This window comes from Nocardioides turkmenicus (genome assembly GCF_011045035.1).
Lineage (GTDB): Bacteria > Actinomycetota > Actinomycetes > Propionibacteriales > Nocardioidaceae > Nocardioides > Nocardioides turkmenicus.
Genome location: NZ_JAALAA010000013.1, coordinates 22385 through 48422 on the forward strand (window position 1 = coordinate 22385; position 26038 = coordinate 48422).

The 26038-nt window shown below is 70.5% G+C and carries 25 protein-coding genes; 10 read left to right on the forward strand and 15 right to left on the reverse strand.

What is annotated here, in order from left to right:
• Positions 1-48: 48 nt before the first annotated feature.
• A complete protein-coding gene (locus tag G5C66_RS15925) occupies positions 49-645 on the forward strand; it encodes a dihydrofolate reductase family protein (RefSeq protein ID WP_165111947.1) in 597 nt (198 codons plus the stop codon).
• A gap of 6 nt (positions 646-651) precedes the next feature.
• Here G5C66_RS15925 and fadD8 read toward each other — a convergent pair whose 3' ends face one another.
• From fadD8 to G5C66_RS15950, 5 genes are read right to left on the reverse strand one after another with little or no spacing between them, the layout of a single operon-like run.
• Positions 652-2229 carry a fatty-acid--CoA ligase FadD8 gene (fadD8, locus tag G5C66_RS15930; RefSeq protein WP_165111948.1) on the reverse strand — a complete coding sequence of 526 codons (1578 nt, stop codon included), beginning with the start codon at positions 2227-2229 and terminating at the stop codon, positions 652-654.
• Positions 2230-2283: 54 nt separating this feature from the next.
• A complete protein-coding gene (locus tag G5C66_RS15935) occupies positions 2284-3000 on the reverse strand; it encodes a PaaI family thioesterase (protein ID WP_165111949.1) in 717 nt (238 codons plus the stop codon).
• Positions 3001-3014: 14 nt separating this feature from the next.
• Complete coding sequence (locus G5C66_RS15940) at positions 3015-4238, reverse strand: NADH:flavin oxidoreductase (protein ID WP_165111950.1); 1224 nt, start codon at positions 4236-4238, stop codon at positions 3015-3017.
• Positions 4235-5095: an SDR family oxidoreductase gene (locus G5C66_RS15945; RefSeq protein ID WP_338144197.1), complete on the reverse strand. Its 861-nt coding sequence runs from the start codon at positions 5093-5095 to the stop codon at positions 4235-4237. The genes G5C66_RS15940 and G5C66_RS15945 overlap by 4 nt, the downstream gene beginning before the upstream one ends.
• Positions 5092-6135, reverse strand: a complete 1044-nt coding sequence (locus G5C66_RS15950) for an LLM class F420-dependent oxidoreductase (protein WP_165111951.1) — start codon at positions 6133-6135, stop codon at positions 5092-5094. The genes G5C66_RS15945 and G5C66_RS15950 overlap by 4 nt, the downstream gene beginning before the upstream one ends.
• Before the next feature lie 67 nt (positions 6136-6202).
• On the opposite strand from G5C66_RS15950, the gene G5C66_RS15955 reads away from it, so the two are divergent.
• Genes G5C66_RS15955 through G5C66_RS15965 form a run of 3 tightly spaced genes read left to right on the forward strand, consistent with a single transcriptional unit; the run spans position 6203 to position 9415 of the window.
• Positions 6203-7165, forward strand: coding sequence for a Zn-ribbon domain-containing OB-fold protein (locus G5C66_RS15955; protein ID WP_165111952.1), 963 nt, complete (start codon positions 6203-6205; stop codon positions 7163-7165).
• A 19-nt stretch (positions 7166-7184) separates the two neighbouring features.
• Complete coding sequence (locus G5C66_RS15960) at positions 7185-8255, forward strand: thiolase domain-containing protein (RefSeq protein ID WP_165111953.1); 1071 nt, start codon at positions 7185-7187, stop codon at positions 8253-8255.
• Positions 8252-9415, forward strand: coding sequence for a thiolase domain-containing protein (locus tag G5C66_RS15965; protein ID WP_165111954.1), 1164 nt, complete (start codon positions 8252-8254; stop codon positions 9413-9415). The genes G5C66_RS15960 and G5C66_RS15965 overlap by 4 nt, the downstream gene beginning before the upstream one ends.
• Here the strand turns inward: G5C66_RS15965 and G5C66_RS15970 are convergent.
• From G5C66_RS15970 to G5C66_RS16005, 8 genes are read right to left on the reverse strand one after another with little or no spacing between them, the layout of a single operon-like run.
• Positions 9412-10512 (reverse strand): MlaD family protein, encoded by a 1101-nt coding sequence (locus G5C66_RS15970; RefSeq protein WP_165111955.1) that lies wholly within the window; start codon positions 10510-10512, stop codon positions 9412-9414. The genes G5C66_RS15965 and G5C66_RS15970 overlap by 4 nt on opposite strands.
• Positions 10512-11588: an MCE family protein gene (locus tag G5C66_RS15975; protein WP_165111956.1), complete on the reverse strand. Its 1077-nt coding sequence runs from the start codon at positions 11586-11588 to the stop codon at positions 10512-10514. The genes G5C66_RS15970 and G5C66_RS15975 overlap by 1 nt, the downstream gene beginning before the upstream one ends.
• Positions 11585-12613: an MCE family protein gene (locus tag G5C66_RS15980; RefSeq protein ID WP_165111957.1), complete on the reverse strand. Its 1029-nt coding sequence runs from the start codon at positions 12611-12613 to the stop codon at positions 11585-11587. Before G5C66_RS15980 ends, G5C66_RS15975 begins: the two co-directional genes overlap by 4 nt.
• On the reverse strand, positions 12613-13587 hold the full coding sequence (locus G5C66_RS15985; protein ID WP_165111958.1) for an MCE family protein: 975 nt from the start codon (positions 13585-13587) through the stop codon (positions 12613-12615). The genes G5C66_RS15980 and G5C66_RS15985 overlap by 1 nt, the downstream gene beginning before the upstream one ends.
• Positions 13584-14621, reverse strand: coding sequence for an MCE family protein (locus tag G5C66_RS15990; RefSeq protein WP_165111959.1), 1038 nt, complete (start codon positions 14619-14621; stop codon positions 13584-13586). Before G5C66_RS15990 ends, G5C66_RS15985 begins: the two co-directional genes overlap by 4 nt.
• Positions 14621-15649: an MCE family protein gene (locus G5C66_RS15995; RefSeq protein WP_165111960.1), complete on the reverse strand. Its 1029-nt coding sequence runs from the start codon at positions 15647-15649 to the stop codon at positions 14621-14623. The genes G5C66_RS15990 and G5C66_RS15995 overlap by 1 nt, the downstream gene beginning before the upstream one ends.
• Positions 15646-16479: an ABC transporter permease gene (locus G5C66_RS16000; RefSeq protein WP_165111961.1), complete on the reverse strand. Its 834-nt coding sequence runs from the start codon at positions 16477-16479 to the stop codon at positions 15646-15648. Before G5C66_RS16000 ends, G5C66_RS15995 begins: the two co-directional genes overlap by 4 nt.
• Positions 16479-17300, reverse strand: coding sequence for an ABC transporter permease (locus tag G5C66_RS16005; RefSeq protein WP_165111962.1), 822 nt, complete (start codon positions 17298-17300; stop codon positions 16479-16481). Before G5C66_RS16005 ends, G5C66_RS16000 begins: the two co-directional genes overlap by 1 nt.
• Before the next feature lie 116 nt (positions 17301-17416).
• Here G5C66_RS16005 and G5C66_RS16010 point away from each other — a divergent pair, with 116 nt between their 5' ends.
• Positions 17417-18040 (forward strand): TetR/AcrR family transcriptional regulator, encoded by a 624-nt coding sequence (locus G5C66_RS16010; RefSeq protein ID WP_165111963.1) that lies wholly within the window; start codon positions 17417-17419, stop codon positions 18038-18040.
• Between the two features lie 9 nt (positions 18041-18049).
• A complete protein-coding gene (locus G5C66_RS16015; RefSeq protein WP_165111964.1) occupies positions 18050-18553 on the forward strand; it encodes a GNAT family N-acetyltransferase in 504 nt (167 codons plus the stop codon).
• On the opposite strand, the gene G5C66_RS26875 is transcribed toward G5C66_RS16015, so the two are convergent.
• A complete protein-coding gene (locus tag G5C66_RS26875; RefSeq protein WP_165111965.1) occupies positions 18544-19767 on the reverse strand; it encodes a cytochrome P450 in 1224 nt (407 codons plus the stop codon). The two genes, G5C66_RS16015 and G5C66_RS26875, sit on opposite strands and share 10 nt — an antisense overlap.
• A gap of 199 nt (positions 19768-19966) precedes the next feature.
• Here G5C66_RS26875 and G5C66_RS16025 point away from each other — a divergent pair, with 199 nt between their 5' ends.
• Genes G5C66_RS16025 through G5C66_RS16040 form a run of 4 tightly spaced genes read left to right on the forward strand, consistent with a single transcriptional unit; the run spans position 19967 to position 25584 of the window.
• Positions 19967-21130 (forward strand): steroid 3-ketoacyl-CoA thiolase, encoded by a 1164-nt coding sequence (locus tag G5C66_RS16025; RefSeq protein ID WP_165111966.1) that lies wholly within the window; start codon positions 19967-19969, stop codon positions 21128-21130.
• Position 21131: 1 nt separating this feature from the next.
• Positions 21132-22751 carry a GMC family oxidoreductase gene (locus tag G5C66_RS16030; RefSeq protein ID WP_165111967.1) on the forward strand — a complete coding sequence of 540 codons (1620 nt, stop codon included), beginning with the start codon at positions 21132-21134 and terminating at the stop codon, positions 22749-22751.
• An 11-nt stretch (positions 22752-22762) separates the two neighbouring features.
• Positions 22763-24346, forward strand: coding sequence for a succinic semialdehyde dehydrogenase (locus G5C66_RS16035; RefSeq protein ID WP_165111968.1), 1584 nt, complete (start codon positions 22763-22765; stop codon positions 24344-24346).
• A complete protein-coding gene (locus G5C66_RS16040; RefSeq protein ID WP_206444181.1) occupies positions 24343-25584 on the forward strand; it encodes a hypothetical protein in 1242 nt (413 codons plus the stop codon). Before G5C66_RS16035 ends, G5C66_RS16040 begins: the two co-directional genes overlap by 4 nt.
• 4 nt (positions 25585-25588) lie before the next feature.
• Here G5C66_RS16040 and G5C66_RS16045 read toward each other — a convergent pair whose 3' ends face one another.
• Positions 25589-26014, reverse strand: a complete 426-nt coding sequence (locus G5C66_RS16045; protein WP_165111969.1) for a nitroreductase/quinone reductase family protein — start codon at positions 26012-26014, stop codon at positions 25589-25591.
• Between the last annotated feature and the right edge of the window lie 24 nt (positions 26015-26038).

The following is a 26038-nucleotide window of genomic DNA, read 5'->3' on the forward strand; positions in this document are numbered from 1 at the left end:
GGCATGGGTGAGCGCCGTCCGGTGCCCGACCACCACCAGGAGGATCCCATGTCCGACACCACACGTAGGCCACGTACGCCACGCACTCCCGTCCGGCTCACGATGTCCATGACGCTGGACGGGTTCGTCACCGGGCCCGACGACCGCCACGGCCAGGGGCTCGGACGCGGCGGCGGCCGGATCTTCGACTGGCTCGACGACCGGAACGACCCCGGCGTGAACGGCGACGTCTACCGCGAGTACCTCGCGACGGGAGCGCTCATCTCAGGGCGGCGCACCTACGAGCTCGCCGACCGCTGGGGCGGCGACCACCACGACGGCGTGCCGATCCACGTGCTCACCCACCACCCCGACGACGACCCGCCGGGCAGCGCCCGCTACTTCACCGACGTCGACCGGTGCGCCGAGGAGGCCCGCGCGGCCGCCGGCGACAGGGCGGTCATGGCCCACGGCGCCGGCCTCGCCCAAGCGCTCCTCGCCGCCGGCCAGCTCGACGAGATCGAGATCCATCTCGTGCCGGTGTTGCTCGGTGCGGGGCGACGGCTCTTCCCCGATGGCGGCGTCGGGCCCGTCGAGCTCGAGCTGGTCCGGCGCCTGGAGGGACGCGGGGTGACCCACCTCCGCTACGCGGTGCGCTACTCCTGAGCCACGTCAGGCGGAGAAACGCGCCCGCAGGGCCTTCTTGTCCGGCTTCCCGAGGGCGGTCATGGGGATCGCGTCGATCTCGATGACCGACTTGGGCGCCTGGACCGAGCCCTTCCGCTCCTTGACCAGGGCCTGGATCTCGGCGACGACGTCGTCGGTGAGGGCTGCGCCGGGACGTACGACGACGACGGCGGTCACGGCCTCGCCGAACTTCTCGTGCGGCGTGCCGATGACGGCGACCTGAGCAACGGCCGGGTGCTGAGCAATGACGTCCTCGACCTCACGTGGGAAGACGTTGAAGCCGCCGGTGACGATCATGTCCTTGGTGCGGTCGACGATGTACCAGAAGCCGTCCTCGTCCTCGCGGGCGACGTCACCGGTGTGCATCCAGTCGTCTTTGAACGTCGCCGAGGTCTCGTCTGGTTTCTGCCAGTAGCCCCCGGAGAGCAGCGGTCCGGCGACGCAGATCTCGCCCGGCTCGCCGGGTTCCACCGGGGTGCCGTCGGGACCGATCAGGGCCGTACGCACCAGGGCGGAGGGCCGGCCGCAGGAGGTCAGCCGGTGGGTGAGCGGTTTGCCCTCGGCATCGACGTGGTCGGTCTTGGCGAAGTAGGTGATCGCCATCGGCGCCTCGGACTGGCCGTAGTACTGCGCGAAGATCGGCCCGAACCGCTCGATCGCCTCGGCCAGCCGCACCGGGTTGATCGCGGAGGCGCCGTAGTAGACGGTCTCGAGCGAGGACAGGTCACGGGTGTGGGAGTCCGGGTGATCCAGGAGCGCGTAGAGCATCGTCGGCACCACCATCAGCGAGGAGATCCGCTCGCGCTCGATGGTCTCCAGCACCTCGGCCGGGTCGAACTTCGGCAGTACGAACAGGGTGCCGCCCTTGATCACGACCGGCACGAAGAAGGCGGCGCCGGCGTGCGAGAGCGGCGTGCACATCAGGAAGCGGGGCGCCTCGGGCCACTCCCACTCGGAGAGCTGCACCTGGGTCATCGTCGCGAACGACCCGGCCAGCCCGATCACGCCCTTCGGCTTGCCGGTCGTCCCACCCGTGTAGGTGATCGAGGTGACATGGTCGGGCGGGAGCAGCCGCGCGGTCAGCGGCTCAACCGGGTACGTCGCCGCGGCCGCGACGAGGTCGACGCCGACCTCGGCCAGCTGCGGCGGCACTGGTCCGATGGTGAGCACCTGCTTCAGCCCCGGGCACAGCTCGAGCAGCTCGACCGCCCGGTCGGCGAAGTAGGGGTCGATGACCAGGCCGGTGATCCCGGCGTCGTTGATCACGTACGCCTGGTCCTCGGCGCTGCCCAGCGGGTGCAGCGAGGTGCGCTGGAATCCCTGGGTCTGGCCGGCGCCGAGGATGAAGAGCACCTCGGGACGGTTGAGCGCGAGCAGCGCGGTCGCCGATCCGGTGCCGGCGCCGAGTGCCTCGAACGCCTGGACGTACTGGCTGATCCGCGCGGCCACCTCCGCCCCGGTCAGGCTCACGTCTCCGAGATGGATGATCGGGCGGTCCTTGTGGCGCTCCAGCGCCGAGACCATCAGATGACCGTTGTGGGGACCGATGCGGCTGGTATCCATGTCCGCACCCTACCGCGAAACTAGAACGTGTTCTAGAGCTTGGCGTGAGGCGTCTCAGGCGTCGCCGACGTGCTCGCGGTCGCTCTGGTCGACCGGCTGGCGGGCCCACCGCGGCAGGATGAAGATCCCCTCGGCCTCGACGCACAGCACCGGCTCGGAACCATCGTCCGGCCGGGTCAGGAGGCGGCCGCGGACGATCGCCTTCACGCCCTCGGTCGATGCGATCCGCGCCTCGCCGCGCAGCGGACCCAGCGGAGTGCCCTGCTTGTAGACGATCGTCAGGGTGCCGGTCATCCCGGGCCGACCACCCGCGGAGGCGGCCTCGCCGAGCAGCTGGTCCAGGATCAGCGCCGAGACGCCGCCGTGGACGAGTCCCGGCGGGCCTTCGTAGGCCGGGCCGAGCTCGAAGTCGGCCCAGACGTCCTCGCCGTCGCGCTGGACCACCAGCGGCGGAGCGAACGCGTTGCCCTTCCCCACCACCGGGTTGCCGTAGTTGCGGAAGCCACCGTCCGCCCCGAACCGGACCCCGTGCGGGCCCGGCAGCGCCTCGGCGAGCAGCTCATCGGTCAGCGCCTCGACCCGGCGGCGTACGTCGTCGAGGACCGCGTCCGGGACCTGGGTGCGCACGACGGCGTCGACGAGCCCGCGGACCGAGTCGGTCAACGGGACGAGGCTGGCCTCATGCTCCTTGATCTCGGCGTCGGTCATGTCGTCGTGGACGTATCCCGCAGGAGCCTGCGGGTGGTGGGCACGTCCGTAGTGCATCGACATCGGGGTCCTCGCGTTCAGGATGGGGGCAGCAGGATCGGATGAGCCTCACCGTAGACGTGCTGGTCGTCGAGGTGGCAGTGGGTCCCCGGGTAGATGGTCGACATGCACAGGTTGCAGTGGATGCACCGCGACACGGTCGTGGGGTCGGCCTGCAGGCGGTTGACCAGGTCGGGCTCCCGGAGCAGCGCGCGGGCCATCGCGACGTACTCGAAGCCCTCGTCCATCGCGGTCCGCATCCCGGTCAGGTCGGTGACCCCGCCGAGGAGGACGAGCGGCATCGTCAGCGCGCGGCGGAACTCGCGGGCGTTGTCGAGGAAGTAGAGCGGCTTGTAGGGATACTCCTTGAAGAAGCCCTTCCCCACCATCCGCATGCCCATCCGGATCACCGGGTGCAGCGGCATGTTGGCGGCCATCTCGCGATAGGGCGCGTCGCCGCGGAAGAGGTACATCGGGTTCATGAACGAGGAGCCGCCGGTGAGCTCGAGCGCGTCGAGGTGGCCGTCGGACTCCAGCAGGCGCGCGAACTCCACCGACTCCGGCAGGTCGAACCCGCCGCGGTAGCCGTCGCGCATGTTCATCTTGGCGAGCATCGCGACCTGCCCACCGACCGCCTCCCGCACCGCCGCAAGGATGCGGCGGGGAAACGAGGCCCGGTTGGCCAGCGAACCGCCGAACTCGTCGGTGCGCGGGTTCAGGCGCGGGCTGAGGAACGAGCTGGGCAGGTAGTTGTGGCCGAGGTGGACCTCGATCGCGTCGAAGCCGGTCTCGACGGCCATCCGCGCCGCGGCCCCGTGCTGCTCGACGACCCGGGCGAGGTCGCCGGCTGTCGCGGCGCGGTTGAAGGCCATGCCGAGCGCGTTGAACGACCGTGCCGGCGCGAGCGAGGGCGCCCCGTTGGACTTGGCGTTGGCCACCGGCCCGGCGTGCCCGATCTGGGCCGAGACCTTGGCGCCGGTCTTGTGGATCTCCTCGGTCAGCCTGGCCAGCCCGGGCAGAGCCTCGGGTCGCCAGTAGATGCAGTCGGCATGCGTACGTCCCTCCGGGGCCACCGCGAGATAGGCGACCGTGGTCATCCCGACACCGCCCTCGGCGACGGCCAGGTGGTAGTCGATCAGCCGGTCCGAGACCAGCGCCCCGGGCGAGGCGCCCTCGAACGTCGCCGCCTTGATGACCCGGTTGCGCAGGGTCACCGGGCCGAGGGTCGCCGGGGCGAGCGGGTCAGGCGTGTGATCGGTCATCGGCGCGTCCTCCTGAACTCGCGCATCCGGCGCAGATAGCCCCGCAGCCGTCGGCCGGGAACCGGCCGCGGCCAGTCGTCGGCCCGGAACCAGGCGTCGGTGCCGCCGTCGACCACGACGACGCTGCCGACCATGAAGTCGGCCGCCGGGCTCAGCATGTGGATCACCCAGTCGGCGAGCAGACCGGGGTCGCCGTAGCCGCCCGCGGGGACCGGGAAGGATCGGATCGCCTTCGCCTCCGCGGGTGTGGCCAGCTGTCTCTCCAGCAGCGGCGTCAGCACCGCGCCCGGTGCGATCGCGTTGAGCCGGATCCCGGCCCCGACCCACTCCTGCTCGACCGCGTGGCGCCGCACCCAGCGGGTCACGGCGACCTTCGAGGCACCGTAGGCCATCGCCGGCGCGCCCTTCCCGAAGATCCGGTACGCCGTCAGCGCCCGCTCCGCGTCGCCCTCGAGCAGCGCGGCGACCGCCCGGCTCGGGACGAGCGGCATCGTCGTGGTCGAGTTGCTGGAGAAGACCACGACCTTGGCGTTCCCGGCTGCGGCGAGTGCCTCGCGCCAGCCTTCCAACAGCTCGACGACGCCGAGGTAGTTGACCTGCGTGATCAGCGCGGGACGCTCACGTCCGGGCGCCGGACCGAGCCCGGCTGCCAGGACCGCGCCGTCGAGGCGGGTGCCGCACGCGGCCAGCACCTTCTCGACGGCGTCGCGCCGGCCCTCCGGCGTCGACAGGTCGGCGACGACATCGGCGTCGTGCAGGTCGACGGTCACGACCCGATGGCCGGCGTCCACGAGCCGTTCGACGACCGCGGCCCCCATGCCCGAGGCGGAGCCGGTGACGGCGTAGACCGCCGTCACCCGAGCACCTCGGCGATCCGGTGGACGTCGGCGGCCGAGCCGAGGCTCAGCAGCAGCGTGGTCACACCGGTCTCCTCCCACTGGGCCACCTTGTCGCGTACCTCGGACTCGGTGCCGATGATGTGCAGGTCGTCGACGAGATCGTCCGGGATGAGCGCGGTGGCCTTCTCCTTCTCGCCGGTGAGGTAAAGCGCCTGGACCTGGCCGGCGAGCTCGGCGTAGCCCATCCGCTCGAAGACCTGGTTGTGGAAGTTCTGCTCCTTGGCGCCCATCCCGCCCATGTAGAGGGCGGCGAACGGCTTCATCGCCTCGAGCGCCGCCTTCTTCTCCTCCGCGTCGGCGACGATCTGGAGGTGGCAGGTCGCAGCGATCTCGAAGTCGTCGGCGGTGCGCCTCGCCCCCGGGCGGGCGAAGCCCTCGGCGAGCCAGTCGGCGTACATCGGGGCGGACCGGGGCGTGTAGAAGATCGGGATCCAGCCGTCGGCGATCTCGGCGGTCTGGGCGACGTTCTTGGGGCCCTCCGCGCCGAGCCAGATCGGGATGTCGGAGCGCAGCGGGTGCACGATCGGCTTGAGCGGCTTGCCGAGGCCGACCGAGCCCTCGCCGGTGAAGGGCAGCGGATAGTGCGGCCCGTCGTTGGTCACCGGCGCCTCGCGGGCGAGCACCTTCCGGATGATCGAGACAACCTCGCGGGTGCGGGCCAAGGGCTTGCCGAAGGGCTGGCCGTACCACCCCTCCACGACCTGCGGGCCGCTCACGCCGAGCCCGAGGACGAACCGGCCGCCGGAGAGGTGGTCGAGCGTCAGTGCGTGCATGGCGATCGAGGTCGGGGTGCGTCCGGACATCTGCACGATCGAGGTGCCGAGACGTACCCGGGAGGTCTCCCGTCCCCACCAGGCCAGCGGCGTGAACGCGTCGCTCCCCCACGCCTCGGCGGTGAAGATCGCGTCGAACCCCGCCTCCTCGGCGGCGGCGACGAGCTCGCCGACCCCGCTCGGCGGCTGTGCTCCCCAGTAGCCCAGCTGTAGTCCCAGCTTCACGTGCGATCGACTCCTTCGTCCGGCCAACGGGTTGTGGGCAATACTAGAACGTGTTTCACTTTCTGTCATGAGTCGCACTCTCCAGGCACCCGTGACGGTGGCCTTCGACTACACCAGATCCACAGGACCCGTGATCGGCCGCTTCCTCACCGGGCTGAGGGACGCCACCATCGTCGGCGGACGCCTCAGTGACGGTCGAGTGGCCGTCCCACCACCCGAGTACGACCCGGTCGGCCACCAGGCCGTGACCGAGTTCGTCGACCTCCCCGACACCGGCACGGTCACCTCGTGGACCTGGGTCAGCGAGCCCGTCGCCGGCCAGCCGTTCGACAAGCCGTTCGCGTACGCCCTGATCACCGTCGACGGCGCCGACACGCCCTGGCTGCACGCCGTCGAGGTCGCCTCCCCCGACGACATCGAGACCGGGATGAAGGTCCGCGCGAAGTGGGCCGAGGAGCGCACCGGGTCGGTCACCGATCTGGTCTTCGTACCCGACTCTGTTGGTCTCGACACGCCTCCGCCTAGCGGCTCCGGCGGCTCGACCAGCGATGAGGTCGGTCTGATCGTGACCCCGGTCAGCCTCGACTACCACTACGCGGCCTCCCCGGAGGAGTCCTCGTTCTTCCGCGGGCTCGCCGAGGGCCGGATCCTCGGCCAGCGCTGCCCGACGTGCCGCAAGGTGTACGTCCCGCCGCGCGGCGCCTGCCCGACCGACGGCGTGCCGACCTCGGAGGAGGTCGAGCTCTCCCACGTCGGGACGGTGACCACCTTCTGCATCGTCAACGTCCCGTTCCTGGGACAGCGGATCAAGCCGCCGTACGTCTCCGCGTACGTCCTCCTCGACGGCGCCGACATCGCGCTGCAGCACCTGATCCTGGACATCCCGGCCGAGGAGGTCCGGATGGGGATGCGGGTCAAGGCGGTGTGGAAGCCACGCGACGAGTGGGGCACCACCATCGAGAACATCAGCCACTTCGCGCCGACCGGTGAGCCGGACGCGGACTTCGACAGCTACAAGCACCACCTCTGAGCCCGGGAGAGAGGACCGTATGAGAGACGTTGCCGTCGTCGGGTTCGCCCAGCGACAGATGAAGGACTTCGACGGGTCACCGAGCATGGCCGAGCTGCTCGTGCCGATCCTGGCCGAGTGCTACGAGCAGACCGGATGGGCCAAGAAGGACATCGGGTTCTGGTGCTCCGGCTCCTCGGACTACCTGGCCGGCCGCTCGTTCTCGTTCGTGAGCGCGATCGACGCCATCGGCGTGCTCCCGCCCGTCAACGAGTCGCACGTCGAGATGGACGCGGCCTGGGCGCTCTACGAGGCCTGGATCAAGATCCAGACCGGCGAGGTCGACACCGCGCTGGTCTTCGGCTTCGGCAAGGCGTCCGCAGGCGTGCTGCGCCGGACCCTGACGCTCCAGCTCGACCCCTACACGATGACGCCGCTGTGGCCCGACACCGTGTCCCTGGCCGCGCTCCAGGCGCGCCTCGGGCTCGACGCCGGGCTCTGGGACGAGTCCGCGATGGCCGAGGTCGTCAACCGGTCGCTGACCGACGCTGAGAAGAACGAGTACGCCGTCCGGGCAGGTGGCTCGTCGGTCGACGAGCTGCTCGCCCGGCCGATGTTCGCCGACCCGCTGCGCAAGCACGACTGCGCGCCCGTCACCGACGGCGCCGCCGCGATCGTGCTGGCCGCCGGAGACCGCGCCCGCGAGGCCAACCAGCGCCCTGCCTGGATCACCGGGATCGCGCACAGCTCCGACGGTCTCCACCTCGGCACCCGCGACCTGACCGTGTCCGGGTCGGCCGCCCGGGCGGCCGCCGCCGTCGGAGGCACCGAGGGCGTCCAGGTCGCCGAGCTGCACGCGCCGTTCAGTCACCAGGAGCTCGTCCTGCGCTCCGCGCTCGGGCTCGGTGAGGACGTCGCGATCAGCCCCTCGGGCGGAGCGCTCGCCGCCAACCCGATGTTCAGCGCCGGGGCCATTCGGATCGGCGAGGCCGCCAGGCGGATCTGGGACGGCAGCGCCGACAAGGTGCTCGGCCACGCGACCAGCGGGCCGGCCCTGCAGCAGAACCTCGTGTGCGTGATGGAAGCTCAGGAGAACGGGAGAGCCAAGTGAGCAAGATCCCCGCGGCCGTGATCGGGATCGGCCAGACCCACCACCGCGCCAAGCGCGAGGACGTCTCGATGGCCGGGCTGTGCCGCGAGGCGATGGACCGGGCCCTCGAGGACGCCGGGCTGACCCTCGACGAGGTCGACGCCATCGTCATCGGCAAGGCGCCGGACCTCTTCGAGGGCGTGATGATGCCCGAGCTCTACCTCGCCGAGGCGCTCGGCGCGGCCGGCAAGCCGCTGCTGCGGGTGCACACCGCCGGCTCGGTGGGCGGCTCGACCGCGATCGTCGCCTCCTCGCTGGTGCAGGCAGGCGTCCACCAGAAGGTGCTCACGGTCGCGTTCGAGAAGCAGTCGGAGTCCAACGCGATGTGGGCGCTGTCGGTGCCGATCCCGTTCGTGATGCCGGTGCACGCCGGCGCGGGCGGCTACTTCGCCCCGCACGTACGCTCCTACATCCGCCGCGCGAACGCGCCCAGCCACATCGGCGCGATCGTCGCCGCCAAGGACCGCAACAACGCGCTGAAGAACCCGTTCGCGCACCTCCACAACGAGGGCACCACGGTCGAGTCGGTGCTGGCCTCCCAGATGCTCTGGGACCCGATCCACTACGACGAGACCTGCCCGTCCTCCGACGGCGCCTGCGCCATGGTGATCGCCGCGGAGGACATCGCGAAGACGTACGACGCACCCGCCTGGATCCAGGGCACCGCGATGCGGTCGGAGCCCACCTCGGCCGCCGAGCGCGACCAGGTCAACCCGCAGGCCGGCCGTGAGGCCGCGGCGGCGCTGTGGAAGGCGACCGGGATCACCGACCCGGCCCGCGAGATCGACTGCGCCGAGATCTACGTGCCGTTCGCCTGGTTCGAGCCGATGTGGCTCGAGAACCTCGGCTTCGCCGCCGAGGGCGAGGGGTGGAAGCTCACCGAGGCCGGCGAGACGGCGATCGGCGGCAGCCTGCCGGTCAACATGAGCGGCGGCGTGCTCTCCTCCAACCCCATCGGGGCCTCCGGCATGCTCCGCTTCGCCGAGGCGGCGCTGCAGGTCCGGGGCCGGGCCGGCGAGCACCAGGTCGACGGTGCCCGCCGCGCGCTCGGGCACGCCTACGGCGGCGGGTCGCAGTTCTTCTCGATGTGGGTCGTGGGGTCGGAACCGCCCTCCAACTAGTCCTGTCCGGCCGGGCCGGGGGCATTCTCCGCGCCGCGTACGACCCGGTCGGGCGGCGCGGAGCAGTGGCCGTCCTCGTAGAGCGGCTCCGGGGTGGTGTCGGTGGCCGGATACTTCGGGCCGCCGTACTCGCACTGGTAGTCGTTCTGCAGGACGAGGCCGCCATGGATCGCGCCGTCGTACATCGCATCGGCCAGCGAGCGGATGGCGGCGGGATACTCGGCCAGCAGCTCGCGCAGGTGCGGGTCGCGTACGACGAGGATGTCGGTCAGGGCAGTGGTGCGCTCCAGGGTCGGCGGCAGCGTACGGTCCAGGACGCCGACCAGACGGACGAGGTCGGCGAACTGCTCGGGGCCGCGGTCGAAGGCACGGCGCAGCTCGGGGTCGGCCTTCTCCAGCTCGGCCGTGAGCAGGCGGAGGTCGTGCGCGGCGGCGCGTACGTCGGCGGCGTGCCGGTCGCCGATGCGCAGGAGCGACTCGGAGTTGACCAGCACGCGGGAGATGGTGGGCCACTCCTGGTCGAGGGTGACCAGCAGCACCTGGCTGCCCTCGACCAGGTCGGCGAGCTCGTCCTCGCGGCCGGCGAAGGTCGTGCGCAGGCCGGCGACCACGGCCCTGAGCTGGTCGGGGTCGACCTGGTCCATCAGCTCGTCGAGACTGATGACGGTGCTCGCCAGGGTGGTGGGCACGTCGACCGCCTCGGCGCGGACCCGGCTGCCGTCGCGGAGAAAGGGACCGGAGGCGCTGGTCGGCTGGAAGTCGAGGTACTGCTCCCCCACCGGCGACAGGCCGCGCACCTTCGCCGGTGAGTCCTCAGGGATCCGGACGTCCGGATCCAGCCTGATCCGCGCCCGGGCTCCACCGTCGGTCGTCAGCTCGATCGTCTCGACGACCCCGGCCTTGGCGCCGCGGTAGGTCACCGACGAGCCCTCGTAGAGCCCGCCGGTCTGCGCCAGGTCCACGGTGACCGTGGCGGGCCGGGACAGGACCGGGAGCTGCAGCGTGACCAGGAGGAGGTACGCCGTCGCCCCGACGAACACGACCACCGCCGCCCCGAAGCCGACGAAGAGGGGCCGGTCGGTCTCGCGCAGCGCCATCAGCCCTCACCCCCGAGGCCGGGCAGCTGTTCCCCAGGGGCACCGAGGAGGTCGTCCAGGTCCCAGGGTGTCTGCGGCTGCGAGGTGCCCGGCGTCCCCAGGAGCGGTGGCAGCGGGTTGAGCGGGTCCTGCTCGACGGACTCGCCGATGTCGACGCGGAGCTGGATCGGCAGGTGGTCGGCGGGGATGACCTCGAGCAGCTCGTTGATCGCCGCGCTGAAGGTGTCCAGACCGGGGCCGAGCTCTCCGCTGATCCGGCGGACCTGGGCGAGGATCGCCCCGGCGTCGCGGACCACGGCCACCGTGGCGTCGTCCATCCGGTCCAGCACGTTGTTGGCGTCCCGGGAGAGCTTCACCAGCCGGTTGAGCAGGGCGATGATCTGCTTCGTCTGCTGGCGGACGGTGCGGGCCGCCGGCCCGATCGCCGCCAGCGCGTCGGTGATGGTGTCCTGCTCCTGGGACAGGGTCGCGGAGACCGCGTCGAGCGAGGTGAGGGCGCGATCGATCTCGGCGGTGGTGCGGTTGGCCTGGGTGAGGAAGGTGGCGCTCCGGTCGAGCACCTCGGTCAGGTCGGTGCCGTCGCCGACGGCCCCGTTGAGCTCGTCGACGATCCGCCCCAGGTCGCCGATCCCGCCGCCGTTGATGAGCAGGGAGGCCGACGCAAGCGCGTCCTCCACGGTCGGTGCCGTCGTCGACCGGGCCGGGTCGAGCCGTCCCCCGTCCTTGATCGCCCGACCGCCCTCGGGGGTGGTCACATCGACATAGACCTCGCCGAGCGGGGTGTCGTAGCGCAGCCGCGCCGAGGAGAGGTCGGTGACGCGTACGCCTTCGTCCACGCTCATCTCCGCCAGCGCCGAGAAGCCGTCGGTGGACAGCGCGGTGACCCGGCCGGCGTCGACGCCGTTGACGCTCACCTTCGAGCCGACGCTGAGGTTGAGAGCGTCGTCGAAAGCGGCCTCGATCGTGGTCGTATCGTCCCCGGCGCGGGTGCCGGGCAGGGGTAGCGTACGGGCGTCGATGCCGCACCCGGTCAGCAGCAAGCCGGCAGCGGCGGACAGCACGATCGCCCGTCTCATGGCCGGCCTCCCGTGCTCAGCGGGCCCGAGAGCGGGTCGGTGCCCACGACCTCGCACACCTCAGCGAGCGCCTCGCGGCACCGCCCGGCGAGCTCCTCGCTCAGCGCGTCGGTGAGCGGCACGCGCAGCATCACGCCACCCGGCGCACGCGCCTGCTCGACGTTCTGCAGGGCCAGCGGAAGCACCTCGACGAACTCCTCGACGTCGTCGGTGTGCGCCAGGATCAGGTCGAGCACGGCGTCGACCTGCGCCAGCGCGGCCTGGAGATCCTTGTCGTTCGCCTGGGTGAACCTGGCCAGGGCGTCGATCGCCTCCCGGGTCGTACGCAGCGTCGCGGTGAACTCCGTGCGCTGCTCGGCGAGCAGGTCGGAGGTCGCGGCGACGTTCTCGATGAAGAGCTCGATCAGCGCGTCGTGGGCGACCATCGCGCTGGTCAGCTCGTCGGCCTCGTGCAACGCGGTGACGGCGGAGTCGGTGTGGCCGTTGATCTCGTTCAGTGCGGCGGCGAGGTCGGCCAGCGCAGCGCCGGCCCGCTGCCCGTTGGATCCCAGGGTCGCCGACCCTGCTTGGAGGAACCGGTCGACGCTCTTCCCGTCGCCCCCGGCGAGGCCGCGGCTGAACCGGTCCAAGGCGTTCAGGATGGCGTCGAAGTCGGCCGGGGTGCGAGTGCGCTCGCTGGCGATCAGGTCGCCGTCAGCGAGGACCGGACCGCCGTCGTAGCGCGGGGTGAGCTCGACGTAGCGGTCGTTGGCGACCGAGCGGGAGACGATCAGCGCCTGGGCGTCGGCGGGGACGGCGACGCCCTGGTCGAGCTCGAGGTCCACCTCGACGCCCGCGCCCGCGGGCGTGATCCGCTTGACCTCGCCGACCTTGACGCCGAGCACGCCGACGTCGTTGCCGACGAAGAGACCCGCGGTGTCGGCGAAGGTGACGGTCACCGAATAGGTGCTCGTCAGCGGGATCGCCGCGGCACCGGCTCCGAGGGCGGCCACGACGGCCACCACGATCGCGATGTAGCGGGCCATCAGCACAGTCCCTTCAGCTCGCACGTCAGCCCGTCGGGCAGCGCGCGGTCGTCGGGCCGGATGTCGATCCACGGGCCGTTGCCAGTGGCGTTGGCGAGGTAGCGCGCCGACGGGCCGAGTACGTCGAGGGCGGCGCTGAGCTCCTTCTCCTGGGCGCGCAGCCCCTTGATGACCGCGGCCAGCTTCGTCAGAGCGACGTCGAGGTCACGCTGGTTCTCGGAGACGACGCGTTGCAGGGTCGTGGTGAGCCGCTGGGCGTCCGCGAGCAGCCGGCGGATGGCCTCCCGCCGGCTCTGCAGCTCGGACATGACCGCGTTGGACTGTTTCATCAGCGAGACGATCTCGGTGCTGTTGGCATTGAGCCGCCGGGTCACGTCGCCGGCCGCACGCACCAGAGCATCGGCCTGGTCGGCGCGGGTGAGCACGACCTCGGAGACAGCGGAGACGCCGTCGAGGGCCGCGGCGAGGTCGGGCTGGGCGCTCGCCATCGTGCGGCCGACCTCGTCCAGCGTGTCGGAGAGGAGCTCAGGGTCCAGCTCGTCGAGGGAGGCGCTGCCGCGGTCGACGATGTCCTGCAGGTTGTAGGGCACGCTGGTCGCCGAGAGCGGGATGGTGTCGTCGGCCAGCTCTCCCCCGCCGGCGGGGGCGACGGCGAGCAGATGCGTGCCGAGGAGGGTGGCGACCTCGATCTCGGCCCTGGTGCGGGCGCCGAGCCGGATGTGGTCCTCGACCGTGAACTCGACGATCACGTCGTGGGCCCCGAGCGAGATGGAGCGCACCTCCCCGACCCGGGCGCCCGCCACGGTCACGTCCTCGCCCACGCGCAGGCCGGCGGTGTGCTCGAAGTGGGCCACGCACACCCGCTCGCCGAAGCCGAGCGCCCCGGCGCGGAAGACGAAGACCACCGCCAGTGCGGCGAGCACGACGGCGACGATCCCGATCTTGAGCGGGTCCATGGTTCGTAGCGGAGTCATCCGGAGCACACCTCCGAGTAGCGGTCGTCGCTCGGCGGCAGCGCCAGCACGAGCTCGTCGACGGAGAAGTCGTAGCGGCAGACGTAGATGTTGAGCGCGTTGCGGTAGGACGTGATCCCCCCCAGCGTCTCGACCAGCCGGGCGAAGGCGACCACGGCGCCCTGGAAGCTGGTGAGGTTGGCGGCGAAGGCGGTCACCGAGATCCGCAGGTTGCGGCTCAGCGTGCGTGCGGGAGCCTCGATCCGCGTACCGAAGTCGGCGCCGGTGGCCAGGAGTCCCGACAGCTCCTCGACCGAGGCACCGAGGGCGTCGCGCTGCTCGGCCAGGCCCTTCATCAGCCTCTCCAGCTCGCGCACCGTGGACTCGAACTCGTCCCCCTGAGCGGCCAGGTCGGCCAGGAAGGGCGTCAGGTTGGCCAGCACCCGTTCGAAGACCTGGTCGCGGGTGGCCAAGAACCGGGTCAGCTCGGCGGTCTGCTCCAGCAGCACCGGGATGCTGCCGCCCTCGTCCTGAAGGACCTTCAAGATGGTGGCCGCGAGCTGGTTGACCTCCGCAGGATCGAGTACGTCGAAGAGCGGCCGGAACCCGTTGAGCAGCTCGGTCAGGTCGAACCCGGCACTCGTCCGGCTCGCCGGGATCCGCGCCCCCGCGGGCAGTGGCTTCCCGGACCCGCGGGTCTGCTCGATGCCGAGGAACCGCTGCCCGGCGATGTTCTGGTAGCGGACCGAGAGCCGCGCCGTCTCCAGCACCTGCTGCTTCCGGGACACCGTCAGCTCGACCGTCGCCTTCCCGGCGGCATCGACGGCGATGTCGGTGACCTTGCCGACGCTGACCCCGGCGATGCGTACGGCATCGTCCTCGTGCAGGCCGTTCACGTCGGCGAACTCGGCGGTGTAGGTGACCAGCTCGCCGCCGACCGGCGCCTTCAGCGTGCCGAGCACGAGCGCGAAGGCGAGCGCGGCGACCAGGGTGAACGCGCCGAGCTTGAGGTAGGTCGCGGTGGGGCGGCCGGAGGAGCCGCGGAGTCCGGACATCAGCAGTCCCCTGACGTGTTGCCGTAGGTCGGGCAGTCGCGCTCGCGGGTGTAGTAGGGCGGCGCCACCCGATGGAGGATCAGGTCGAGCGCTGCCCGCCCGTCGCCGATCACCGTGGGGATCTCCTGGCCGATCTCGCGGTTGGCACGGAAGCTCTCCACCACGGCGTTCTCCCGGTTGTCGTAGAGGGCGTCGGCGACGACCGCCGCCTGCTCCATCGCCGTGACCAGCTCGGCGCCGTGCTCGTCGAGGAACCGCTGCGCCTCCGCGGTCACGGTGAGCCCGCCAGAGAGCAGCTCGACGAGCTGCTCACGCTTGGCGGCGATCGTCTCGGCGGTCGCGGTGCCGGACTCCAGGGCGGCGAAGAGGTCGCCGGCCGAGGCCTCCAGCGTCTCCAGGTTGACCGCCAGCAGGGACGCGGTCGACCGGATCGTGGGCAGGTCGGCCTCTGCCCGCTCCAGCACGTTCGCGGCGAGCTCGAGGGTCCGAGCGATGTCGTCGCCGCGACCGTCGAGCCCACCGGCGACCGCGGCCAGCGCGGCGTTGAGATCGGCCGGGCTGACCGCCTTGACCAGCTCGTCGATGCTGTCCAGGGCCTGTTGCAGCTCCACGGTGCCCTGGCGCAGGTCCTGCGGGATCGTGCCGCCTCTCCACCTCCCCGACGCGGCACCCGTCGAGACCAGGTCGACGTACGCAGTGCCGAACACGGTCGCCGGCAGCGCCCGCGCCGCCACATCGGCCGGGAGCCTCTCGGCCGCCTCGCCGTCCAGCCGGATCGCGACCGACGCCTTCGAGGACCCGGTGGCCCGCGATATCCCGGTGACGGTGCCGATGATGACCCCGCCCATCTTCACGTCCGACCCGGTACGCAGCGAGGCACCGACATCGACCATGGCGGCTCGGGTCGCGACGTCGTCTGAGAACGGGCGACCGGAGAGCACGATCATCCCGGCGGCGAGCAGTCCGCAGGCCAGCACACCGGCGGCACCGCGTACGGCCAGGGTCTGGGGTCTCGTGGCGCGGCTCATCCGGAGATCCTGAAGCCGGGGTCGCCACCCCACATGGCGACGGTGAGCAGCATGTTGAGCACGACGATGACCACGAAGCTCGCCCGGATCGAGCGGCCGGTGGCCTCGCCGACGTTGAGCGACCCGGCCGACACGGCGAGCCCGTACCAGCAGTGGATCAGCACCACGATCGCGGCGAAGACCAGGATCTTGATCAGCGAGAACCCGATGTCGCGCATCGTCAGGAACTCCAGGAAGTAGTGGTCGAACTGGCCCGGCGACTGGCCGAAGAGCATCACCACGGTCGACTCGGAGGCGATGTAGGAGCCGAGCAGGCCGATCGCGTAGAGCGGCACGATCGCGAGCATGGTGGCGACCAGGCGGGTGGCGACCAGATAGTTGACCGGCCGCACCGACATGACCTCGAGCGCGTCGACCTCCTCGTTGACCCGCATCGCGCCCAGCTGGGCGGTGAAGCGGCAACCGACCTGTGCGCCCAGCGCCAGCGCGGCGACCAGCGGGCCGAGCTCCCGGGTGTTGGCGGTGGCGGAGATGAACCCGACCAGCGGCGCCAGGCCGACCAGCTCGAGCCCGTTGAACCCCTCGATGCCGAGCGAGGTGCCGACGGAGACCGAGAGCAGCACCATCACCCCGATCGTGCCGCCTCCGACGATGATCGCGCCCCGGCCCCAGCAGATGTCGGAGAAGTGCTCCAGACACGTACGCCAGTGGTGCACCAGCGTGGCCGGCACCGCCATCACGACAGCGGCACTGAAGGTGAGGAAGGAGCCGAACGGGACCAGCGGGCTCCACCAGCCGGTGGCCGGCCCGTCGGTCTCGACCGCCGCCATCACGCACCCCCGCCCGGCGACAGAGCCAGGTAGCCCTGGGTGAGCACCGCGTTCACCACGGCAAGCACGATCACGTTCAGCACCACGGTCTGGTTGACCGCGTCGGCCACGCCCTGTGGTCCTCCGGTCGCTCCCAGCCCTTTGTGGGCCGCCACGGTCGTGCCGATCAGCCCGAACAGCACCGCCTTGCCCTCGGCCAGCCACAGGTCGGCGCTCTGGCTGAAGTTGGTGAACGCGTCCAGATAGGTGCCGGCGCCGACCACGCCTCGGCCGACGTTCATCACGTAGCCGGTCGCGATCGCCGCGACCGCCACGATCGCGGTCAGCATCACCGAGAGAAAGACCGCGGCCACGATCCTGGGGGCGACCATCCGCCGGATCGGGTTGGTGCCCATCACCTCCAGGGCCGCGATCTCGTCGCGGATCGCGCGCATCCCCAGGTCGGAGCAGATCGCCGAGCCGACCACGCACGCGATGATCAGCGAGGTGACCAGCGGAGCGGCCTGGCGCAACACCCCGACGCCGTTCACGGCACCGCTGAACGACGAGGCGCCGATGCTGTTGGCCACCGCGCCGACCTGGATCGAGGTCACCACCCCGAACGGGATCGCGACCAGGATCGTCGGCAGCAACGAGACCCGGGCCATGAACCAGGCCTGATCCGCCGCCTGGGCCCAGTCGAACCGTCCGGTGACGACGTCGACGACCGCGTAGGCACAGGCCTCCGCACCCAGCGCGATCGTCTCCCCCACGGTCCGCAGCCCCTCGGCGACGCGGCGCCAGGCTCCGGTCGCAAGCCGCTCGGCCAAGGTCGCAGACACCCGAAACTCCTCCTCGCCGACGGTCGCCGCCAATTACTACACGGGTGTAGATTCGCACACCATGTGGCCTGTGTCACCCCTTCCGACGTCCGTCCGCGAGCCGTGAGTCCTACCTGATGCCCTCCGACCGACCTGCCGCGCGACGGCCCTATGCCGCCCGGATGCCCCTCGAGGAGCGCCGGGAGGAGCTCCTCGACGCAGCGTTGCGCGTGCTCGTGCGCGACGGCTACGGCCGGCTCACCATCAGCGCCATCGCCGCCGAGGCCGGCGTCACCCGGCCGGTCGTCTACGACGCGTACGGCGGGATCGACCCGCTCCTGCACGCGCTGCTCGACCGCACCCGGCAGCGTGCCCTCGACGCGACGCTGGCCCTGATCCCGACCGGCGGCGTCCGGATCGAGCTGGACCGGTGGATGCTCGAGGCGGCCGACGGGCTCCTCCGGGCGGCTCAGAGCGACCCGGAGACCTGGCGTCCGGTGCTCGGCCTGATCGACGGAGCGCCGCCGGTCGTGCGCGAGCGGACCGAGGGCACCCTGGCCCTGGTACGGGGGTTCGTCGCGGACGTGCTCCGCACCAACCTCGACCCCGGGACGGAGCTCGACGTCGAGGTGGTCGCCCATTCGCTCGTCGCGCTGGTGCAGGAGTTCGCCCGGCTACTCCTGACGAGGCCCGACGAGTACCCGAAGGAGCGGCTGCTGGCCGCGTACGCCGGGATCCTGGCCCTGCGTCGCAGACCGTAGCCTTCGGGCATGAGCTACTCAGGGCTGAGCAAGCTGCTGGCCGTCCCCGCCGGCTTCGAGGCGCCGCGGCTGCTCACCCACGGCGACCTGACCGCACGACCGCTGTCGCGCGACTGCCTGGCCGACGACGTACGCGCGATCAACGCCGACCGCGACCTGATCAACGCCACCCGGGGCGGCGGCTGGCCGGACGGGCCGACGTCGGAGGAGGACGACTACATCGACCTGGTCTGGCACGAGGGCGAGTGGAAGGAGAACAAGTCGTTCTCCTACGTCCTGGAGACGGCCGCGCTCGGCTACGTCGGCTGCGCCTATCTCTACCCGCTGGGCGTCCGGCAGGAGCTGAGCGAGGAACTGGCGGCGTACGACGTGGACGTCAGCTGGTGGGTGACCACCGAGGCCTACGAGCAGGGGCTCTACGAGGTGGTCTACGAAGCGCTGAAGAAGTGGGTGCCGGCGGAGTACCCGTTCCGCCGGCCCCACTTCTCCAACGTCGAGATCCCTCAGGCGTAGATGACCGGCATCTCCTTGATGCCGTTGATCCACGCGTGACGCAGCCGGCGCGGCTTGCCGTTGGGCTTGAGATCGGGCATCCGGTCGGCGATCACGTCGAACATGATCCGCACCTCCATCCGAGCCAGGTTGGCGCCGATGCAGTAGTGGGCGCCATGGCCACCGAAGGCGAGGTGGGGGTTGTGCTCGCGGGTGATGTCGAAGGTGTCCGGGTCGTCGAAGACGTCCTCGTCGTGGTTGCCCGAGGCGTAGAAGATGCCCACGCGCTGGCCCTTCTTGACCAGCTGGCCACCGACCTCGACGTCGTTGAGCGCCGTACGCTGGAACACGGTGACCGGGGTCGCCCAGCGGATCACCTCGTCGACCATCGTGTCGGGACGCTCCTTCTTCCACAGCTCCCACTGGTCGGGGTGGTCGAAGAAGGCCTGCATACCGTGGGTGATCGCGTTTCGGGTGGTCTCGTTGCCGGCGACCGCGAGCAGGATGACGAAGAAGCCGAACTCGTCGTCGCCGAGGGCACCGCCCTCCAGCTCGGCGTTGACGAGCTTGGAGATGATGTCGTCCTTGGGGTCGGCCTTGCGCTCGGCGGCCAGCGCCATCGCGTAGGACAGGATCTCGATCGAGGCGGCCTCGGGGTCGGCGTCGTACTCCGGGTCGTCGTACGCGAGCATCTGGTTGGACCAGTCGAAGAGCTTGCGGCGGTCCTCCTGCGGGACCCCGAGCAGCTCGGCGATCGCCTGGAGCGGGAGCTCGGCCGCGACCTCGGAGACGAAGTCGCCCTCACCCTTGGCCAGGGCGTCGTCGACGATGTTGTTGGCCCGCTCGACCAGACGCTCCTTGAGGGCGTTGATCGCCCGCGGGGTGAAGCCGCGGCTGATGATCTGGCGCAGCTTGGTGTGGTCGGGGGCGTCATGGTGGATCAGCATCGCGCGCTGAAGCTCGACCTGCTCGCGGGTCATGTCGGGCGCGAACCGGATGATCACGCCGTTCTCGTTGGTGCCGAAGTTCTCGCTGTCCTTGGAGACGGCCAGGATGTCCTCGTGCTTGGTCACCGCCCAGAACCCCGTGTCGAGGAAGCCGGCGCGGGCCGCCGGCGACTGCTCGACCCACCACACCGGGGCGGTCTTGCGAAGCTCGAGGAACTCCTGCAGCGGGACGCGCTCCTCGTTGAGCACGGGATCAGTCGGATCGAAATCCACAGGAAGAGCGGTCACGGGTGTGCTCCTTCGAGGTCTTTTCTGTAACACGTTCTAGTTTATCGTCACACAGTGCTCAGCATCACACAAGGGTTGCGCCAAACGAGAACGCGTTCTAATTTGGGACAATCGAGTGTAACCGGTGTCACGTCACCGGAGTCGAGCGTGCGCGGCCGTGCACCAGCGACTTGTCGAAACCCCCGAAGAGCGAGGTTCCATGGGCACGCCCGTCATCGTCGAAGCCGTCCGCACCCCCATCGGCAAGCGCAAGGGCTGGCTGGCCGGCCTGCACCCGGCCGTCCTGCTCGGCGCAGCCCAGGTCGAGGTGCTCAAGCGCGCCGGAGTCGATCCTGACCTGGTTGATCAGGTCATCGGCGGCTGCGTCTCCCAGGCGGGCGAGCAGTCCAACAACATGGTCCGTCGCGCATGGCTCCACGCCGGGCTGCCGATCCACACCGGCTCGACCGTGATCGACGCGCAGTGCTCCTCGGCCCAGCAGGCCACCCACCTGATCAACGCGATGATCGCCTCCGACCAGATCAAGGTCGGCATCGCCTGCGGCATCGAGTCGATGTCGCGCATCCCGCTGGGCGCCAACGTCCCCCAGGGCGCCGGCGACCCGCGTCCCGCGGACTGGAACATCGATCTGCCCAACCAGTTCGAGGGCGCCGACCGGATCGTCAAGGACCGCGGGTTCTCCCGCAACGAGGTCGACGAGTTCGGGCTGTGGTCGCAGGTCAAGGCGCGTCAGGCCCGCGACGCCGGACACTTCAAGAGCCAGATCTTCGCCGTCGAGGCCCCCATGCTCGACGACGAGGGCAATCCCACCGGGGAGCTCCGCACCGTCACCGAGGACCAGGGCATCCGCGACACGTCCCTGGAGAAGCTGGCCGGGCTGAGCCCGGTGCTCGAGGGCGGCACCCACACCGCCGGCACCTCCTCGCAGATCTCCGACGGCGCCTCGGCGCTGCTGCTGATGGACTCCTCGGTCGCCTCGTCCCTGGGGCTGGAGCCCCGGGCCCGGATCGTCACCTCCAACCTCGTCGGATCCGACCCCTACTACCACCTCGACGGCCCCGTCCAGGCGACCGAGAAGGCACTGAAGGACACCGGCATGACGATCGCCGACATCGACATCGCCGAGGTCAACGAGGCCTTTGCCGGCGTGGTCATGTCGTGGGCCAAGGTGCACCAGGTCCCGGAGGAGAAGATCAACGTCAACGGCGGCGCGATCGCGCTCGGCCACCCGGTCGGATCCACCGGCACCCGCCTGCTCACCGCCGCGCTCCACGAGCTCGAGCGCCGCGACGCCAGCACCGCCCTGGTCTCGATGTGCGCCGGGGGCGCCCAGGCCACCGCGACGATCATCGAGAGGATCTGAGATGGCCCGCGAGAAGGTCACCGAGGCCGAGTACGTCGTCGTCGGCGCCGGCTCGGCCGGCTGCGCCGTCGCCGGCCGACTGGCCGCGGCCGGCAAGTCGGTCATCCTGCTCGAGGCAGGGAAGAACGACAAGCACAACTACCTGGTCACCAAGCCCGGGATGATCGGTCCGTTGCATGCCGAGCCACGGCTGAAGCGGCTCGTCGACTGGGGCTACCACACCGTCCCGCAGAAGCACGCCCGCAACCGCGAGCTCCCCCAGCCGCGCGGCAAGGTGCTCGGCGGCTCCTCCTCCATCAACGGCCTGCTCTGGGTCCGGGGCAACCGGGCCAACTACGACGCCTGGGCCGCCGAGGGCAACACCGGCTGGGACGCGGACTCGGTCAACGAGGCGTACCGGCGGATCGAGGACTACGAGGGCGGCGGCTCCGACTACCGCGGCACGGGCGGGCCGATCAAGGTCATGAAGCACCCGCGGCCGACCGAGGCCTCGCTGTCGTTCCAGCGCGCCGCCGCGGAGACCCTCGACGTGAAGGTGCTCGACGACTACAACGCCGCCGAGCAGGAGGGCGTCTCGACCTTCCAGCAGAGCGCGATCGACGGGCTCCGCTACTCGGCCTCGCGTGGCTACCTCCACGACCAGGAGCTGCCGAGCCTGACCACGCTGACCCGTGTGCACGTGTCGAGGATCGTCATCGAGAACGGGCGCGCGAAAGGTGTCGAGATCCTCACCCGACAGGGCCCGCAGACGATCTCGGCGACCCAGGAGGTCATCGTCTCCGCGGGCGTCTTCGGCTCGGCGCAGCTGCTGATGCTCTCCGGAATCGGTCATTCCGCCCACCTGGCGGAGCATGGCATCGCCACCGTCCAGGAGCTCCCGGTCGGCGACAACCTGCACGACCACATGTTCGTCCCGACCACCTGGGAGATGCCCACTGCGCTCCACCACGGCACCGCTGCCTACTTCGGCAAGGCGGTCCTCAAGGAGCAGACCGTCGGCAGGTCGATCCTCGGTCACACCGTCTTCGAGACCGTCGGGTTCGTCCGCACCTCGCTGGCCACCGACGTACCCGACCTGCAGCTGCACGTGCTCCCCTGGGCCTACCCCTCACCCAACCAGGACGCGCCGATCCGCCACGAGGTCGACCCGCGCGCGGCTCTGACGGTGATGTCGTCGCTCATCTATCCGCGCTCGCGCGGGACGCTGCGGCTGCGCAGCGCCGACCCGACCGCCGAGCCGCTCATCGACTTCAACTACCTCGCCGAGCCCGACGACAAGCGGCTCCTGCTCGAGGGTGTGGAGATGATCCGCGAGATCATGGCCTCCCCCGCCTTCGGCGACCAGGTCAAGTCGGAGATCCACCCCGGCAAGGCGATCGACGCCGAGGCGATGAAGGAGGAGGTCACCAACCGGGCCACCTCGATCTACCACGGTGTCGGCTCCTGCCGGATGGGCGTCGACGAGCGGGCCGTGGTCGACCCGCAGCTCCGCGTACGCGGCATCGACGGCCTCCGCGTCGCCGACGCCTCGATCATGCCGTCGATCATCGGCGGCAACACCAACGCTCCCGCGGTCATGATCGGTGACCGCTGCGCATCCTTCGTCCTCGACAACAGCTGATCGGATCAGACATGAGCACTGACACAGCGAAGACAGCAACCGTACGCCGCCCCGACTGGATCACCGAGGAGCTGCTCAACGAGCTGGTCTCCCGGGTCCCGTCCTCGACCGGGGCATCCTGGAAGCTCACCGAGGTCTACACCGGCGAGGTGCTGGTCGCGCTGCCCCAGTCCTCGCCGGAGGACGTCGAGCGGGCGGCCGCGGCCGGACGCGCAGCACAGCACGAGTGGGCGGCGACGCCGCTCAACGAGCGGCTGGCCGTGTTCAAGCGCGCCCACGAGCTGATCCTGCGCAACCAGCACAAGATCGCCGACCTGATCCAGGCCGAGTCGGGCAAGGCCCGGCGGATCGCGTTCGAGGAGGTCTGCGACCCGCCGATGGTGATCTCGCACTACCTCAAGCGGGCGCCGAAGCTGCTCAAGGACAAGAAGCGCCCGGGCGTGATGCCGCTGCTCTCGAGCTCGATCGAGCGCCACCCGCCGCGGGGCCTGGTCGGGATCATCGCGCCGTGGAACTTCCCGTTCGCGACCGGTCTCTCCGACGCGATCCCGGCGCTGATGGCCGGCAACGCGGTGCTCCTCAAGCCCGACAACAAGACCGCGCTCTCCCCGCTGTTCGGGATCGGACTGCTCGAGGAGGCCGGGCTGCCCAAGGGCCTGTTCCAGGTCGTGTGCGGCGAGGGCCCCGACGTCGGCCCGACGCTGATGGACAACGTCGACTACGCGATGTTCACCGGCTCGACCGCGACCGGCCGGGTCATCGGCGAGCAGGCCGGGCGCAACCTGATCGGCGCCTGCCTCGAGCTCGGCGGCAAGAACCCGATGATCGTCCTCGACGACGCCGACATCGACGAGACCGTCGCCGGCTCGATGTTCGCCGTGTTCGGCAACACCGGCCAGATCTGCATGCACATCGAGCGGATCTACGTCCCGGAGGCGATGTACGACGAGTTCCGCGACAAGTTCGTCGCCGCCGTGGAGGGGATGCGGATCGAGGCGGCGTACGCCTTCGGTCCCGATCTCGGTGCGCTGGTCTCCCCCGACCACCTGGCGCGGGTGCAGTCGCACGTCGACGACGCGGTCGCCAAGGGCGCCACCGTGCTTACCGGCGGGAAGGCGCGCCCCGACATCGGGCCGACCTTCTTCGAGCCGACCATCCTCGAGGGCACCACCAAGGAGATGCTCCACGGCGTGACCGAGACCTTCGGACCGGTTGTCTCGCTGCACCGCTACTCCACCCTCGACGAGGCGATCGAGCTGGCCAACGACACCGACTACGGGCTCAACGCCTCGGTGTGGACCACGAACTTCAAGCGGGCCCAGCAGGTCGCAGCCCGGATCGAGTCCGGCAACGTCAACATCAACGACGGGCTGGCCACCGCGTACGCCTCGAAGTCGACCCCGTCGGGCGGGATGAAGCAGTCCGGCGTCGGTGCCCGTCACGGTGACCAGGGGCTGCTGAAGTACACCGAGACCCAGAACGTCGCGACTCTGAAGAAGCAGGTCATGGGGCCTCAGGGCAAGCAGACCTTCGACGACTACGCCAAGCAGATGCAGACGTCGCTGCGGTGGATGCGGAAGCTTCATATCCGTTGATCCGCTCCCGCTATGCCGACCTGACCCGGGAGGAGCTCGCCGAGGTCGTCCGCGAGCTCCTCCTGATCGGACAGCTGATCGACCGGGCGGGGATGGCATGGTGCATCTCCGCCTTCGGGCGTGAGGAGATGCTGCGGATCGCGATCGTGGAGTGGGCTGCCGCCTCGCCGATCTACACTCGGCGGATGCAGGCCGCGCTCGGCTATGCCCCGGCCGTGCCGGGGCAGGGTGACGTGCCGACCATCTTCAAGGGCCTCCAGCTCGACATCGGCGCGCCGCCGCAGTTCATGGACTTCCGCTACACCGTCCACGACGCGCGCCACGGCGAATTCCACCTCGACCACTGCGGGGCACTGATGGACGTGGAGCCGATGGGCGAGGAGTACGTCCGCGGCATGTGCCACGACATCGAGGACCCGACCTTCGACGCCACCGCCATCGCGACCCATCCGCGCGCTCAGGTGCGTCCGGTCCACCGCCCGCCCCGGACCCCTGCGGACCGCACGCCCCACTGCCGCTGGACCGTCACCATCGACGACGCACACCCGGAGGCCGTGGCGATCCCGGAGCTGGCGGTGAACGAGCGCTCCCGGGCAGCGGGGCTCGAGCTCGCGCCCATCGACCCCGCCGATGCGGGCGCGGCCGACTACGCCGGGCCGCTCGTGTCCGACCTCGACCTCGCCGCGTTCTCGCATTCGGCGCTGGCGCGCATCGCCGACGAGGTCTGCCTGCAGATGGCACTGCTCGACCGCGGCTTCGTGCTCGCCCTGGAGCCGCGGGCGACCTCGCCCGAGCAGCTTCTCGACATCCGCCGCAAGCAGCTCGTCGGGGTCGCCGGCATCGCCGGGGCCCGCCTCGCCCGCGCCCTCTCGTTGCCACCGGACGCCGCCGGCGCGCTGCGGCTGCTCGCGCTCCATCCGATGCTCAACCCCGCGGCGTACGTCGCGATGGAGGTCGAAGCCGACGCACTGGTCGTCGGGCCGTCGGCCGCCGACGAGGACGGCGCCTGGGTCTCCCTGATCGGGCCGGAATGGTTCGTTCCGCTGCAGGTGGCGGTGCAGGCCCTCGACCCTCACCTCGACGTGGTGGTGACGACGGCCGGTGACGGCTGGCGGGTCGAGGTCGTACGTCGCCCCGAGCCCGCCCCGGAAGCATCCGAGGTCGCGGTGGTGAGGTTCAGCACCGGCGCGGACTTCGCCTTCGAGCCGCGCCGGTCGCTGCCGATCACACCGGTCTGAGTGGTCAGCGCCGCCGTAGCTCCAGCACCGGGATCACCCGGTCGGTCTTCGCCTCGTAGTCGGCGAATCCCGGGCTCATCGCCTTGAAACGCTCCCAGGCGGCGTCGCGGTCCTCGCCCTTCAGCTCGGTGACCTCGACCTCGACGACGCCCTCGTCGGGCGTCTCGATCTTGGTCTCCGGGTGGGCCAGCAGGTTGTGGTACCAGGCCGGGTTCTCCGGCGCGCCGGCCTTGGAGGCGGCGATCAGCCAGGTGTCGGCGTCCGGATGGAGATTGGCGACCGGCGAGACGCGTTCCCTGCCGGTCTTGGCGCCGGTGTGGTGCACGAGCACGAGCCCGCGCCCGAACGGCACCGAGGTGACGTTGCCGCCGTTGGCACGGAACTCGTCGATGATCGACTGGTTCCAGTCCTTGTATTCGCTGCCTGTCATCGAGTGCCTTTCCCCGAGGATCGG

What these genes read in the sequence shown, in the direction of transcription:
- G5C66_RS15995 (WP_165111960.1), bottom strand. Translation starts at nt 15,649, where the DNA reads ATGAGCCGCGCCACGAGACCCCAGACCCTGGCCGTACGCGGTGCCGCC.
- G5C66_RS15940 (WP_165111950.1), bottom strand. Translation starts at nt 4,238, where the DNA reads ATGACCGATCACACGCCTGACCCGCTCGCCCCGGCGACCCTCGGCCCG.
- G5C66_RS16025 (WP_165111966.1), top strand. Translation starts at nt 19,967, where the DNA reads ATGGGCACGCCCGTCATCGTCGAAGCCGTCCGCACCCCCATCGGCAAG.
- G5C66_RS16000 (WP_165111961.1), bottom strand. Translation starts at nt 16,479, where the DNA reads ATGGCGGCGGTCGAGACCGACGGGCCGGCCACCGGCTGGTGGAGCCCG.
- G5C66_RS16045 (WP_165111969.1), bottom strand. Translation starts at nt 26,014, where the DNA reads ATGACAGGCAGCGAATACAAGGACTGGAACCAGTCGATCATCGACGAG.
- G5C66_RS15955 (WP_165111952.1), top strand. Translation starts at nt 6,203, where the DNA reads ATGAGTCGCACTCTCCAGGCACCCGTGACGGTGGCCTTCGACTACACC.
- G5C66_RS15980 (WP_165111957.1), bottom strand. Translation starts at nt 12,613, where the DNA reads ATGGCCCGCTACATCGCGATCGTGGTGGCCGTCGTGGCCGCCCTCGGA.
- G5C66_RS16015 (WP_165111964.1), top strand. Translation starts at nt 18,050, where the DNA reads ATGAGCTACTCAGGGCTGAGCAAGCTGCTGGCCGTCCCCGCCGGCTTC.
- G5C66_RS15975 (WP_165111956.1), bottom strand. Translation starts at nt 11,588, where the DNA reads ATGAGACGGGCGATCGTGCTGTCCGCCGCTGCCGGCTTGCTGCTGACC.
- G5C66_RS15970 (WP_165111955.1), bottom strand. Translation starts at nt 10,512, where the DNA reads ATGGCGCTGCGCGAGACCGACCGGCCCCTCTTCGTCGGCTTCGGGGCG.
- G5C66_RS16035 (WP_165111968.1), top strand. Translation starts at nt 22,763, where the DNA reads ATGAGCACTGACACAGCGAAGACAGCAACCGTACGCCGCCCCGACTGG.
- G5C66_RS15960 (WP_165111953.1), top strand. Translation starts at nt 7,185, where the DNA reads ATGAGAGACGTTGCCGTCGTCGGGTTCGCCCAGCGACAGATGAAGGAC.
- G5C66_RS15985 (WP_165111958.1), bottom strand. Translation starts at nt 13,587, where the DNA reads ATGACTCCGCTACGAACCATGGACCCGCTCAAGATCGGGATCGTCGCC.
- G5C66_RS15935 (WP_165111949.1), bottom strand. Translation starts at nt 3,000, where the DNA reads ATGTCGATGCACTACGGACGTGCCCACCACCCGCAGGCTCCTGCGGGA.
- G5C66_RS16010 (WP_165111963.1), top strand. Translation starts at nt 17,417, where the DNA reads ATGCCCTCCGACCGACCTGCCGCGCGACGGCCCTATGCCGCCCGGATG.
- G5C66_RS15925 (WP_165111947.1), top strand. Translation starts at nt 49, where the DNA reads ATGTCCGACACCACACGTAGGCCACGTACGCCACGCACTCCCGTCCGG.
- G5C66_RS16030 (WP_165111967.1), top strand. Translation starts at nt 21,132, where the DNA reads ATGGCCCGCGAGAAGGTCACCGAGGCCGAGTACGTCGTCGTCGGCGCC.
- G5C66_RS15990 (WP_165111959.1), bottom strand. Translation starts at nt 14,621, where the DNA reads ATGTCCGGACTCCGCGGCTCCTCCGGCCGCCCCACCGCGACCTACCTC.
- fadD8 (WP_165111948.1), bottom strand. Translation starts at nt 2,229, where the DNA reads ATGGATACCAGCCGCATCGGTCCCCACAACGGTCATCTGATGGTCTCG.